The following is a 12,193-nucleotide window of genomic DNA, read 5'->3' on the forward strand; positions in this document are numbered from 1 at the left end:
GTCGCCCCACTCTAGACACGCGACATCTTGATCGACGCCGCCTTTAACGACTTCACGAACGCGTGTGACCGCGCGCTTACGCTTGATGCGCCACGATATACTTGACCACATCATCGATTGTGTTCAACTTCTCAGCCTCATCGTCCGGAATTTCACCGCCAAAGGTATCTTCAAGCTCCAGCACGAACTCCACCAAATCGATCGAATCCGCCGCTAAATCATTTTTGATACTGGTCGACCGTGAAAGTTGATCCGCCTTGACCTCAAAACGCTCTGCGATCAGGCCAACTACTTTATTATAGACTTCTGTTTCTGTCATCATCATTCCTCCTCGTCACAACAAATCAATTGATCACTTATTTGAACTTCTGGTCACCTGGCGTTCATAACCACCTGGCCAATCACATCCGGCTAAGCGGTCACGCCAGAGTGATCTGTTCATATTATACAGGAAAACGCCAGCGGACGGGGCGCGAAAACCATTTAATTCCGTGAAAAAAAGGCAACAGCGCCTGCAACGTCCGCGACGACCCCAACAAAAGTGTTTATTTGATCGGATTTTGCTTCAAATAGTCGATCACTTGGGGAATCGTCTTTTTGACCAGCATTTCGCGAATTTGACCGATCGTGGAGACGACCGCCGCTTCCTTGGATCCGCCGTGAGTTTTGATGACCGGCGCGTTAACGCCCAGCAGGACCGCGCCGCCATTCGCCGAAGTACTGAAACGTTGCTTGACCCCACCTAACGCCGGCTTGATCAAGACCGCGCCGAGCTTGGCCCGCGCGCCGCCGTTCAACAGGCTTGCTTTGATCTGATTCATCAACAGCGCCGCCATGCCTTCGGTTGCTTTCAAGACCGCGTTGCCGGTGAACCCGTCGGTGACCACCACGTCCGCCACGTCCGTCAAAATAAAACCAGCTTCCACGTTGCCTTGGAAGTTCAAATTCGGGTTGGCTTGTAACCGTTGGTAGACCTCTTGATGTAAACTGTCACCCTTGTCAAACTCACTGCCATTGTTCAAAAGTGCGACCCGCGGTTCCTTGATGCCGCGAATATCCCGGGCGTAGATCGACCCCATCAAGGCCCACTGTTCCAAGTAATTGGCCTTGCTTTCAGCGTTGGCGCCAGCGTCAAGTAAATTGACCACATTATTGGGATTCGTTGTCGGCAACGTTGGCATCAACGCTGGTCGATCAATGCCTTTGATGCGCCCGATCACGAAAATCCCGGTAGCCAACAAGGCGCCCGTATTCCCCATGGAGAAAACGGCCTCCGCGGCGCCATCTTTAACGGCTTGCGCGGCCATCACCATTGACGAATCTTTCTTAGAGCGCACCGCTTTGACCGGCTCATCTTCGTTGGTGATCACACTATTTGATTGCACCAACGTCAAGCGTTCGTCGTTTTGGATCAGGGGTTTGACTTGCGCCAGATCGCCAAACAAAACAAACTCCAGATCTGGCCATTGATCCCGGGCCTGCTCGACTCCCTTAATGACAACTGCTGGCGCGTGATCGCCGCCCATAGCATCTACTGCGATTTTCATCATTGCTTCCATCCTTCAATCAAATTGGTCCGCGGCTTGTTGCGCGCGCAGATATTGTGCCAGCCCCTGATGATCCGGTTGACGCAAGGTCGGATCGGCTGTTATCAATTCTTCGGCGACCTGGTGCGCCGCCATCAGTGTATTGTTGTTGGTGATCGGATCGCCCAGGCGAAATTCGGGTAAGCCCGATTGCTTATCTCCAAAAATATCACCTTGACCCCGTAATTTCAAGTCGGCCTCCGCCAAAACAAACCCATCATTGGTCGCCGTCATGATTTCCATCCGTTTGACCGCCACTTCATTGGTCGGGTCAGCAATCAAATAACAATAAGCTTGCCGCTTTCCCCGACCGACCCGGCCCCGCAACTGGTGTAACGTCGCCAAACCGAAGCGGTCCGCGTTAAAGATCAGCATCACGTTCGCGTTGGGCACATCCACGCCAACTTCCACCACCGTGGTCGCCACCAGAACCTGAACTTGACCTTGGCTGAAAGCTGCCATAGTGGCCTCTTTGTCCGCTGGTGTCATCTGCCCATGCAACAAGGCCACCTGATAACGAGTGCCGAAATATTTTGTTAAACGTTCGTAAAGGTCTTCGGCGTTTTTCAAATTGACCTGGTCGGAATCGCTGATCAAAGGCGCGATGACGAAGGCTTGATCCCCCTGGGCCAACTGTTGCTCAGTCAGGGCCAAGGCTTGATTGGCCTGATTGGTCTTCAGCCAATGTGTTTCGATCGGACGCCGCCCCGCCGGCAATTCGTCAATGGTGGAAATCGCCATTTCGCCATAAGTGGTGATCGCCAGCGTCCGCGGGATCGGTGTGGCGGTCATCGCCAAAACATCGGGGTTTTGTCCCTTTTCCCGTAAGGCCCGGCGTTGATTGACGCCGAAACGATGTTGCTCATCGATCACGACAAACCCCAAAGCCTTGAACGCGACGCCGGACTGGATCAAAGCGTGGGTCCCGATGACAATATTGGTCCGCCCGGACTTGATGGCTTGCAAGGCCTGCTCCCGCTCGGCTGGTTTCAACGAACCGGTCAATAACGTGACGGTGACTTGCATCGGCGCGAACAGCCGCTTTAGTTTCTGGAAATGCTGCTCCGCCAGAATTTCGGTCGGCACCATCAAGGCCGCTTGGAAGCCCGCGGTTACGGCAGCGAACATGGCGATCGCCGCCACCACTGTTTTCCCTGAGCCCACGTCACCTTGAAGCAGCCGGTTCATATGAGCCGGCGCTTTCAAATCGGCGCAAATTTCATTGACCACGCGCTTTTGCGCCGCCGTCAATTTGAACGGCAGTGTGCCAATGAATTGCCGCAAGGGCGCGAGTTGATAGGGCAACACCAACCCTTGCTCCGGGTCTTGGTCCTGTTGGCGCAATTGGGCGATCTGCACCTCAAACAAGAAGAACTCCCGGAAAATAGCCGTCCGCCGCGCCGCGGTTGATTCGGTTTGATTACGGGGAAAATGCATTTGGCGCACCAATTCGAAATCGGTCAGCAAACGATAATGCTGGCGGATTTCCGCGGGGATCACATCAACCAACCCCGCCGCTTCCTGTTTAAAAGCGGTTTGGATCAGGCTGATCAATTTCTTCTGGCGCATCCCTTTGTTCACAGAATAGATGGGATCCAGCTCATTTTGTGTCTGCTGGGTAATGACTTTCATCCCCACCACTCGCTTTTGCGGTTCATTCCATTTGCCGTAAATCGCGACTTCTTCGTCCGGGACAAATTTATCCTTAAGCCAAGGTTGGTTGAAGAACGTCGCGATCACCGCCACCGAATCGATCAACAAGCGCACGTTCAGCCGGATTTTGTGCGGTCCGAAGCGACTGATCACCGGTTCACTGATCACCACGCCCTTGAACAGCGCCTTTTCCTGATCCTGCAATTCCGCCAGGGGACGCGCCTTTAAATCATCATACCGAAAAGGAAAGTAAAACAGCAGCTCCCGCAAGGTGTGAATCCCTAGCTCCCCGAGGGCCGTCACAGTTTTAGGTCCAACTCCGGCCAATTGACTGACTGAATCATCCAATGCCATGACGTCACCTCCCAATCACGACGATGCAGTCCAAATAAAAATGGTAAAGGAGCGCGCCTGGCAAAAATCCACCCCACGCGTTCTTCTTTACCATGAAAAATCATCTTCTATTCTACCGCGATCAAATATGGATAAACGGGTTGATCACCTTCATGGATCTCAACTTCGATCGCGTCATCTTGAGCAGTGATCGCGTCGGCGACAGCTTGCGCCTCGGTTTCATCACCGGTCTGCCCAACGATCAAGGTCACGATCTCGCTGTCTTCATCGAGCATCTTCAGGGCTGTTTGGATCGCAGCCGTTTGTCGGTTAGGATCATCGACAATGATTTTGCCATCAACGATTCCCATGAAATGATCTTTGTGGATCTGTAACCCATCGATTTCCGTATCGCGAATCGCTTGCGTGATCGAGCCACTTTTCACGGTTGCTAAAGCCGCGGTCATTTCGCTTTGATTCTCTTCAAGGGACGCCTCGCCATTAAAGGACAGCAATGAAGTCATGCCTTGAGAAATCGATTTGCTGGCAACAATGGCGACTTTAGCGTCGACCACCTCAGCCGCTTGTTGCGCCGCCAAAAGAATATTGCCATTATTCGGCAAGACAATGACCTTTTCCGCCTTGGTCGCTTTGATCGCGTCGGCGATGTCTTGGGTACTTGGGTTCATCGTTTGACCGCCACTCAATACATAAGTCGCGCCCAGACTTCGGAACAGATCAGCGACGCCCTCACCGGCGGCAATGGCGACAATGCCCCATTCCTTGGCTTCTTCTGGTTCGGCCTCATCATGATCAATGATCGTTTCATGCTGGATTCGCATATTGTCGATCTTGATTTTCTCAAGGGCGCCATAACGTTGGCCATAACCTAAAACTTCGCCAGGATTCTCGGTGTGGACATGGACTTTGACGACTTCATCATCGGCGACAACCAACAATGAATCGCCGATCTCACTTAAATGTTGACGGAAGTCATTGTAATCGAACTGATCAGCCGTTGTGGCGTCCTTCCCCAACTCGATCATCATTTCTGTACAGTAACCGTTGACAATATCAGCCGTCGCCAAATGACTTTGCGCCGACTGGTGATGGGTGGCGTTGACCATCTCATCCATCTCTTGTTCATCAGGCACGTAAACATCCTGCTCCGCGGTTTCGCCGGAAAGACCTTCCAGGAACCCTTCATAAATGAAGACCAAGCCCTGGCCGCCAGAGTCAACCACCCCGACCTCTTTCAAAACAGGCAACAGATTCGGTGTATTCGCCAAGGATTTCTTGGAGGATTCCACCAACGCTCGCATGATCTCGATAATATCGTCGGTTTTCTTGGCTTTCAGCAAAGCGCCTTTTGCAGCTTCCCGAGCGACCGTCAGAATCGTCCCTTCAACTGGCTTCATCACCGCTTGATAAGCCGTCTGAACCCCGCCAGTAAAGGCGTCGATCACGTCTTGGGCGTTTAGTGTTTCTTTGTGCTCCATGCTCTTAGCGAAGCCACGAAACAGTTGTGAGGTGATCACCCCAGAATTACCCCGAGCGCCCATCAATAACCCTTTGGCAAACGCCTTAGCCAAGGTCCCTACATCAGTAGCGTTGGACTCATTGACCGCCTTTGCTCCCGATTTGACCGTTAAATTCATGTTCGTACCCGTATCACCATCTGGCACCGGAAAAACGTTCAATGAATTGACGAAGTCAGCGTTCAAGCCCAGCCGGTGTGCAGCGACTCGGACCATATCTTGAAATTCTTTTGCTCGTATCTCTTTTAACTCCACAGTTGTTCCTCCTGATGACATTTACTCAACTTTAATCTAAATCGCCAAGGACCTTGACACCCTGCACGAACACATTGACTGAGTTTGCTGCCATCCCAAGCATTGATTCAAGATTGTATTTTACTTTATCTTGCACATTTCGACAAACTTCAGAGATTTTAGTACCATACGCGACCACAACATAAACATCAACCGCCACGTCGTCATCCTCCTGACGGACAACAACCCCGCGGGCATAATTCTCCCGCCGTAGAATTTCATTTAAGTTATCGCGGATCTGATTTTTGCTGGCCATGCCAACAATTCCATAAATATCGGTTGCGGCACCGCCGACCACAGTAGCGATCACACTGTTGGCGATGTCGATCTCACCATATTTCGATTTGATTTTGACTGCCATATGGCGCCTCCTATAATGATTCTTAACATATCATGATAGCATTCCACTCACCATTTTAGCATAACGCCGCCGCATTTGAAAACAAGATGTATGGAAAAGATCAGAGTGCGGAGCGCAACGGGTTGACTGTGAGCACGTTTCAATGATGCCCGCAGCTTTCGCTGCGAAATTCGGGGTGAGCTCGCTGTGGGCGTCACTTTGAGCTTCGCAAAACCCGCGAATCTCAAAGCTGAGCCTTATTCTAAGCGGCAAAGCCGCTAAGAATAACGACACGGCGATCTCACCCCGAATTTCTCCGCTCCAGCCGCTCAACGTTTTAACAGTCGTTTGAGCACTCACGCCCGCTGGCAGGCTATGGCCAATTGATGGGGAGCCACGCAAATGGCGACCGTGGTTAGTGGTTACAATTTTTAAATTGGTGACACCAGTGCAGTCTGTTTGATGAACTGGGTCAAGTTTCTGATGAAGCGGCTGAATCTGTCAATTCCTTCGAAAATTGTTTAAGGAGCAGGCAAGATGATTAGCCAAGACAACCTGCACCATGCAACTAATCCACCTCAGTTGAGTTTGCAGTACCACAACAATGCTCGGAGAAACTGGTAGCTGCCCTCGTATAAATTGACAAATTTCCACGCAGTTGACGGCAACGGTTGGCAATTACAAATTCGTACCGATAGTAATACCGTAACAATTTGCTTGATGATTACTGGCAAAAAAGCCACTATTTCACGATTCTGTTAGGACAATAAAAAAAGATCACAGCGACAAAGGCTGTGATCAACTTTTTAACACGTACTAGACGCGTGTAACTTTACCTGATTTAAGTGCACGAGCAGAGACCCAAACGCGTTTAGGCTTGCCGTCAACTAAAATACGAACCTTTTGAAGGTTTGGCTTCCAAGTGCGGCGTGATGAGTTCAAAGCGTGTGAGCGCTTGTTCCCGAAACTTGTTTTACGTCCAGTAATAAAATCTTTAGCCATTGTCGTACCTCCTTCTTGGTTATGTATTCGTAAAAAGCTTACCTGATTAAATCTATCATAAATGCCCTAGGGGTGCAAGCAAAATTTTGAAAGTAACTGGGAAAACTTTTCCTGCGCTGGCACGGAACGTACTTTCCAGTGTTGATATTAACCGCGGCTTGCGCTGCGAAATTCGGGGTGAGCTCGCTGTGGGCGTCACTTTGAGCTTCGCAAAACCCGCGAAGCTCAAAGCTGAGCCTTGTCCTAAGCGGCAAAGCCGCCAAACGTGTTCGCCGACCTAGCTTCTTCCGCATAGCTACGCAACCATTCCGGAGGCAAGGCCCAGCCACCAAAATGGTTGCTAGGCTAATGCTCAGAAGCTGCCCAGGTCGGCTCCCACTCTCAAACATTTCACGGCGATCTCACCCCGAATTTCTCCGCTCCAGCCGCTCAACATTATAGCAGTCGTTTGAATACTCACGCCGACTGGCAAGCTATCACCAATTGATGGAGAGCCACGCCATTGACGACCGTGGTTAGTGGTCACCAGCTTTAAATTGGTGACACCAGTACAGTCTGTCTGATGAACTGAGGCAAGTTCTTGATCAGTCAATTGAATCGGTTGGTTTCCACTCAGAAATTGCTAAGGAAACAAGCAGAGCAGTTCAGCCTACACAAATGGCCCGACCGCCTAATCCAAATCAGTTGGTATTGCCGTACCACCCTAAAAGTGGGCAATTGTTTTGACCTCTCGCTTGCCAAAGCACTTCGTCAAATCTTTAGCTTCGATTGCAGATAAGCTCAATTCTGCCCAGCAACCGGCTGGGACTGCGCGGCTCAGTGGTGAAATTGTCCTTGGCGGCTTTGCCGCTTAGGACAAGGCTCGATTTGAAGACAAGCCGCGCACTTTGCGGATTGGCTTCAAACGATGCCCACCACGTTCCAGTCCGCATCAGCAGTCCCAGCCGGTTGCGCTCACGCGCAACACCCACCAAAACCCGCAATCAAGCGCAAGATCAAGCATAGAAACTAGTCGTTCCCAATCAGCTCAAACATTGCCCACCGCAACTAATCCCGGGTCAAGATCACCGCCACCACCCCAGCGTCAAACGAAAAAACGGCCGCCGTGTCAGGTAAAAATTCATTGCTGGACCACGAAGTCGGAAAGGCCGCTGTGTAAGCGGACAGCGGATATTTAACTTGCCGTAAAGTCAGCTGCTCGACTGCGGTCAAGCTGACAAAAGCAAGATAGTGGTAGGCCGGGTCTGGTGGAAGCGTATAGGTGCCCGGACCATAAAAACGAATCACATTTTGCCGGTCGATCAGCGCCACCCGCCCTAGCCAAGCCGCATAGCTGGGCATGGTCATCATAAAAAGGTTGACCAATTCATGATCCAGCCGTCCACCGGTCGCCCCATAAAGCTCGACTTGATCCGCTTGCAGGTCAGTGAAAGCAGTCGTCAACGCCCATTGCGAATCCGTGAAATCTTTCTCCGGTGTGGTGTAACGCAGATCAGGAATGGCCTGTTCGATGCGGTGGCGTTCAGTCGCGGTTAGCGAATCAAAATCGCCCAGTCCGATCGCGGGCGTGATTCCATGATCCAATAAATAAATCAGCCCATGATCCACGCCGATCCACAGCGCTGACGGCGCGGTTGGTAGCGGTGGGATTTGGGCTGTCGGTCCGCCCAGCATAATAGAAACGGTTCTTGGCATGGCTTAGAACCTCTTTTCTCGATTTAGCGATATGTTGGTTTTAACGCGGCGATTTCGCCGTGCAATTGTTGATAGTTTTCATAACGAAAGGCGGGAATCGTACCCGCCGTTACCGCCGCCTTCACCGCACAATCTGGTTCTTGCAAATGAAGACAGCCGCGGAAACGGCATTGGGCCGCGACCGCCTGGAACTCTGGAAACAAGGTGGGCAGATCAGTCAAACTGATCCCGGTCAACTCCAGGGAGGAAAAGCCCGGTGTATCCGCGATCAACCCCTGCCCCGCAAAGGGATACAAGGTAACCGTGCGGGTCGTGTGTTTACCCCGATTCAAACTCGTGGAGATCTCCGCCGTCGCCAAACCTAATTGCGGCAACAGATGATTCAGCAACGTTGATTTGCCGGCGCCCGATTGCCCCATCACCACCGTCTCTTGGCCGTGTAAAGCCTGGCGTAATTCCGCAAAATCCTGGGCCAGCTCAGTTGTCCCTAGAAAAATTGGATAACCGATCTGGCGATAGGCCGCAAACATCGGAGCCAACGCCGCTTGTCTTGACTCTGACAACAAATCCAGTTTACTAACAAAGATCAGCGGGGCAATAGTTTGGCTAGCTAAATAAACCAAATAACGATCCAGCAAGTTCGGCGAAAATTCCGGTTCGGTAGCGCTCATCACCACGATTGCCTGATCAATATTGGCGATCGGCGGCCGCACCAGCTCGTTTTTCCGTGGCGCGAGCTTCAGCAAATAAGCGTCGGCGAATTCAACTTGATCGCCAACCACTGGTTTGATCCGCTGCTTACGAAAATTCCCCCGGGCCCGGGTCCGCACAATCGTCCCATCGGCTTGCAACACATCATAGAACCCACTGATCGATTTGATTATTTTTCCAACTGGCATTGTCGCCCTCGCTTTCGTTGTTTGATTCGCCGGCGCGCTGTTATGGCAGCTATGGGGTCACACTACCACTATCAAAGAGCTCGCCATCGCGGGTAATGCGGTACTCGGCGGTATTGTCACCCTTAACGGTGAAGTTCAACGTCACATTCGTATCCTGGGTAATCGTGAGCGTCTTATAAATCGACTCAATGGCATGATCAGCATCGCCGATGTAAATCACAATTTTGTTGCCGGTGGTCGCGGCGCTGCTAGCGGAACTACCAGCACTGTTGTCACTGGTATCGTCACTGCTGGCGTCGCTGGACGATGTATCACTACTGCTAACAAATGGGATCGCGATCGTTTTACTGAAACTCCGCTCAGCTTGCGCCGGATCCGCACCCTTGGACATGGTGACGGTGATCGTGGTTCCGGTGGTGATCATTGTCCCCGCGGTTGGATCAGTGCTAATGACTGATCCTGAATCAACAGAATCACTGTAAGCTTCGACGAAATTCACCTTGATATCCTTGTCTTCAGCATAATCTTGGACACTCTTCTTCGAATAACTGGTCAGATCCCGCAGCGCGAACGTCGGCTCTCCAGAACTGACGGTCAAGGTAATGGTGGTCTCTTTCGCCACAACACGCTTACCAGAAGCAATGCTTTGCTTGATGATCCGGCCAGCGGCAATCGAGTCGGATGACTTGCTCTTGCGTTTAACGGTCAAGCCAGCTTTGGTCAGCTTCTCCTTGACCTCATTATATTCCAGATCCGCGTAGTCACTGATGCGATAGGTTTTAGCACCCTTACTTAAGACCAAGCGAACTTGACTGTCGGCCTTGACCGACGAACTCTTGCCTGGAATACTGCGGATCACCAGGTCCTTGGCAATTGCGGTGCTATTCTCATAAACCAATTGGCCCACCTTCAGATCGTGATCCGCCAAGGCACTGGTCGCCTCACTTTGCGACATCCCGGCCAAGTCAGGTACGACCACATCGCGCTTGCCAAATAACAGGACAAGGGCAAAGATGAGGCCCGCCAACAAAATAACGCCGCCACCGATGGCCCAAGGTAACCACTTTCGCTTCTTCTTTGCCTTAGCTTCAGGTGTCGCGGTTGTCGCGGTTGTCGCGGTTTTTGCCTCGGCAGCGTTGGCCTGGTTTTGTCCAGCCAATTCTGAGGTGGACACGGCCGCCGGTAGATCCGCCAAGACTTTGGTCGCGGCCAAATCTTGATCAACCGTCGTCGCCACAAATTTCGGTTCATTGGCCCGTTCCGGATCTAAGGAGGTTTTCAAATCTTGAGCCATGGCCGCGGCGCTTTGATAACGCTGGGCCGGATCCTTAGCGGTAGCCTTCAAGACCACATTTTCCAAAGGTTGCGGAATCGCGTCGTTCAGCGCCCGCATGGAGGGAATTTCTTCGTGGAAGTGTTTCAAGGCGATCGTCACCGCGGAATCACCGGCAAAGGGCACTTTCCCCGTCAGTAATTCGTACAAAATGATCCCCAAGGCATAAATATCTGAGCGCGGTGTGGCCATGCCACCACGCGCTTGTTCCGGCGAAATATAATGAACCGAGCCCAACAATGAGTTCGTTTGCGTCGCGGATTGATCGTTCAGCGCGACCGCGATGCCGAAATCCGCGATTTTCACTTGGCCGGTTGGCGTCACCAGAATATTCTGGGGCTTAAGATCGCGATGAATGATGCCTTGGCTATGGGCCAATTGCATCGCCGACAGAATCTGATCCATCATATCTAAGACTTCGCTTAATGGCATTGGAAAATGACGCTCAATAAAGGCTTTCAAATCCTCGCCTTGAACGTATTCCATGACAATATACTGCATGCCATCATCACTGCCCACATCGTAAACGCTAACGATGTTCGGGTGGGACAGCTCGCAAGTTGCTTTCGCTTCACGTTGAAACCGCCGAATGGTCGCCTGATCATGTTGCAGGTCCATTCGCAAAACCTTGACCGCGACTTGACGATGAAGGAAAGTATCCTCGGCCAAATAAACATTGGCCATCCCACCCTCGCCCAGCGTGTCAATGATTTGGTAGCGACCTGAAACCAAGTAGCCCCGCTCCATCATTAGGCCTGCACCTCCGTCTCAGTTGGTCCTAACTGCGCGATCAACACGGTAATATTGTCCGTCCCGCCATTGCTATTGGCCTGAACGATCAACCGCTGCGCCCGTTCCTTCAAAGGCACCTCTGCCCCCAAAAGCTCCGCCATTCGTTCGTCGGAAACCATATTGGTCAACCCATCGCTACACAAAATAAACAGGTCGCCCGCCTGCCATTGACCGGTTTTGAAATCCGGCTGAACGTCTTTGGACACACCCAAAGTCCGGGTGATCACATTTTTTTGAGGATGATGCTTGGCTTCTTCGGGACTGATCTTACCATATTTGACCAGTTCATTGACTAGGGAATGATCTTCTGTGATCTGCGTCAATTGATGGTCGCGATATAAGTAACCGCGGCTATCGCCAATATTGGTGATCAAATATTGTTGTTCCCAAACCATCAAGGCCACAAAGGTCGTGCCCATCCCTGAGAGATCCGCAAACTTGCTGGAAGCCTGAATGATCCGACTATTCTCATCGGTCAACTCAGTTTGTAGCCAGTCACTGAGCGGTTGCTCGCCGGTCAACGCCGTCTTCTGAAAATCATGCCCGATCTGAGAAACAGCCATTTCTGAGGCCACATCGCCGCCTAAATGACCGCCCATACCGTCAGCAACGATTGCAAAAGAAACGTCGGCTTGGTTGCGAAAAACCGCCACGTAATCTTGATTACTCGTTCGTTTCTTGCCAATATCCGTCAAATAAGTTATGTCCATAATCATTCACCATCTCAA

At 51.5% G+C, this 12,193-nt stretch carries 14 protein-coding genes; 1 reads left to right on the plus strand and 13 read right to left on the minus strand.

Features of this window, described 5'->3' with window-relative positions; genetic code table 11:
• Positions 1 to 76: 76 nt before the first annotated feature.
• The 9 genes from acpP to ACYVSB_RS07255 all read right to left on the minus strand — a co-directional run bounded on the left by acpP (position 77) and on the right by ACYVSB_RS07255 (position 7,338).
• On the minus strand, positions 77 to 319 hold the full coding sequence (gene acpP / locus ACYVSB_RS07215; RefSeq protein ID WP_461218927.1) for an acyl carrier protein: 243 nt from the start codon (positions 317 to 319) through the stop codon (positions 77 to 79).
• 226 nt (positions 320 to 545) lie between these two features.
• Entirely contained in the window at positions 546 to 1,547 is a 1,002-nt protein-coding gene (gene plsX / locus ACYVSB_RS07220; protein WP_461218928.1) for a phosphate acyltransferase PlsX, read from the minus strand.
• A gap of 15 nt (positions 1,548 to 1,562) precedes the next feature.
• The gene (recG, locus tag ACYVSB_RS07225; RefSeq protein ID WP_461218929.1) at positions 1,563 to 3,593 is read right to left on the minus strand and encodes an ATP-dependent DNA helicase RecG; all 2,031 of its coding nucleotides are present in this window, start codon (positions 3,591 to 3,593) and stop codon (positions 1,563 to 1,565) included.
• Between the two features lie 107 nt (positions 3,594 to 3,700).
• Complete coding sequence (locus tag ACYVSB_RS07230; protein WP_461218930.1) at positions 3,701 to 5,365, minus strand: DAK2 domain-containing protein; 1,665 nt, start codon at positions 5,363 to 5,365, stop codon at positions 3,701 to 3,703.
• Between the two features lie 31 nt (positions 5,366 to 5,396).
• Positions 5,397 to 5,765 (minus strand): Asp23/Gls24 family envelope stress response protein, encoded by a 369-nt coding sequence (locus tag ACYVSB_RS07235; protein ID WP_125601537.1) that lies wholly within the window; start codon positions 5,763 to 5,765, stop codon positions 5,397 to 5,399.
• Between the two features lie 30 nt (positions 5,766 to 5,795).
• Positions 5,796 to 6,146, minus strand: coding sequence for a hypothetical protein (locus ACYVSB_RS07240; protein WP_461218931.1), 351 nt, complete (start codon positions 6,144 to 6,146; stop codon positions 5,796 to 5,798).
• Between the two features lie 414 nt (positions 6,147 to 6,560).
• A complete protein-coding gene (gene rpmB / locus ACYVSB_RS07245) occupies positions 6,561 to 6,746 on the minus strand; it encodes a 50S ribosomal protein L28 (RefSeq protein WP_057823002.1) in 186 nt (61 codons plus the stop codon).
• A 38-nt stretch (positions 6,747 to 6,784) separates the two neighbouring features.
• Positions 6,785 to 7,039, minus strand: coding sequence for a hypothetical protein (locus ACYVSB_RS07250; protein WP_461218932.1), 255 nt, complete (start codon positions 7,037 to 7,039; stop codon positions 6,785 to 6,787).
• Between the two features lie 59 nt (positions 7,040 to 7,098).
• Positions 7,099 to 7,338 carry a hypothetical protein gene (locus ACYVSB_RS07255; protein ID WP_461218933.1) on the minus strand — a complete coding sequence of 80 codons (240 nt, stop codon included), beginning with the start codon at positions 7,336 to 7,338 and terminating at the stop codon, positions 7,099 to 7,101.
• A 176-nt stretch (positions 7,339 to 7,514) separates the two neighbouring features.
• Between ACYVSB_RS07255 and ACYVSB_RS07260 the strand changes: the two genes are divergently transcribed.
• On the plus strand, positions 7,515 to 7,751 hold the full coding sequence (locus tag ACYVSB_RS07260; protein ID WP_461218934.1) for a hypothetical protein: 237 nt from the start codon (positions 7,515 to 7,517) through the stop codon (positions 7,749 to 7,751).
• Between the two features lie 42 nt (positions 7,752 to 7,793).
• Here the strand turns inward: ACYVSB_RS07260 and ACYVSB_RS07265 are convergent, their stop codons facing one another.
• From ACYVSB_RS07265 to ACYVSB_RS07280, 4 genes are read right to left on the minus strand one after another with little or no spacing between them, the layout of a single operon-like run.
• Positions 7,794 to 8,441 carry a thiamine diphosphokinase gene (locus tag ACYVSB_RS07265; protein WP_461218935.1) on the minus strand — a complete coding sequence of 216 codons (648 nt, stop codon included), beginning with the start codon at positions 8,439 to 8,441 and terminating at the stop codon, positions 7,794 to 7,796.
• 23 nt (positions 8,442 to 8,464) lie between these two features.
• A complete protein-coding gene (rsgA, locus tag ACYVSB_RS07270) occupies positions 8,465 to 9,340 on the minus strand; it encodes a ribosome small subunit-dependent GTPase A (RefSeq protein WP_461218936.1) in 876 nt (291 codons plus the stop codon).
• 49 nt (positions 9,341 to 9,389) lie between these two features.
• Positions 9,390 to 11,423: a Stk1 family PASTA domain-containing Ser/Thr kinase gene (gene pknB / locus ACYVSB_RS07275; protein ID WP_461218937.1), complete on the minus strand. Its 2,034-nt coding sequence runs from the start codon at positions 11,421 to 11,423 to the stop codon at positions 9,390 to 9,392.
• Complete coding sequence (locus ACYVSB_RS07280; protein WP_461218938.1) at positions 11,423 to 12,175, minus strand: Stp1/IreP family PP2C-type Ser/Thr phosphatase; 753 nt, start codon at positions 12,173 to 12,175, stop codon at positions 11,423 to 11,425. Before ACYVSB_RS07280 ends, pknB begins: the two co-directional genes overlap by 1 nt.
• Positions 12,176 to 12,193: the final 18 nt, after the last annotated feature.

It is taken from the genome of Lapidilactobacillus salsurivasis (assembly GCF_054785215.1).

Excerpts from the sequence above, each read along its gene's own strand:
- ACYVSB_RS07235 (WP_125601537.1), bottom strand. The coding sequence starts at position 5,765 with ATGGCAGTCAAAATCAAATCGAAATATGGTGAGATCGACATCGCCAAC.
- ACYVSB_RS07250 (WP_461218932.1), bottom strand. The coding sequence starts at position 7,039 with ATGCGGAAGAAGCTAGGTCGGCGAACACGTTTGGCGGCTTTGCCGCTT.
- ACYVSB_RS07280 (WP_461218938.1), bottom strand. The coding sequence starts at position 12,175 with ATGGACATAACTTATTTGACGGATATTGGCAAGAAACGAACGAGTAAT.
- rsgA (WP_461218936.1), bottom strand. The coding sequence starts at position 9,340 with ATGCCAGTTGGAAAAATAATCAAATCGATCAGTGGGTTCTATGATGTG.
- plsX (WP_461218928.1), bottom strand. The coding sequence starts at position 1,547 with ATGAAAATCGCAGTAGATGCTATGGGCGGCGATCACGCGCCAGCAGTT.
- rpmB (WP_057823002.1), bottom strand. The coding sequence starts at position 6,746 with ATGGCTAAAGATTTTATTACTGGACGTAAAACAAGTTTCGGGAACAAG.
- recG (WP_461218929.1), bottom strand. The coding sequence starts at position 3,593 with ATGGCATTGGATGATTCAGTCAGTCAATTGGCCGGAGTTGGACCTAAA.
- acpP (WP_461218927.1), bottom strand. The coding sequence starts at position 319 with ATGACAGAAACAGAAGTCTATAATAAAGTAGTTGGCCTGATCGCAGAG.
- pknB (WP_461218937.1), bottom strand. The coding sequence starts at position 11,423 with ATGATGGAGCGGGGCTACTTGGTTTCAGGTCGCTACCAAATCATTGAC.
- ACYVSB_RS07265 (WP_461218935.1), bottom strand. The coding sequence starts at position 8,441 with ATGCCAAGAACCGTTTCTATTATGCTGGGCGGACCGACAGCCCAAATC.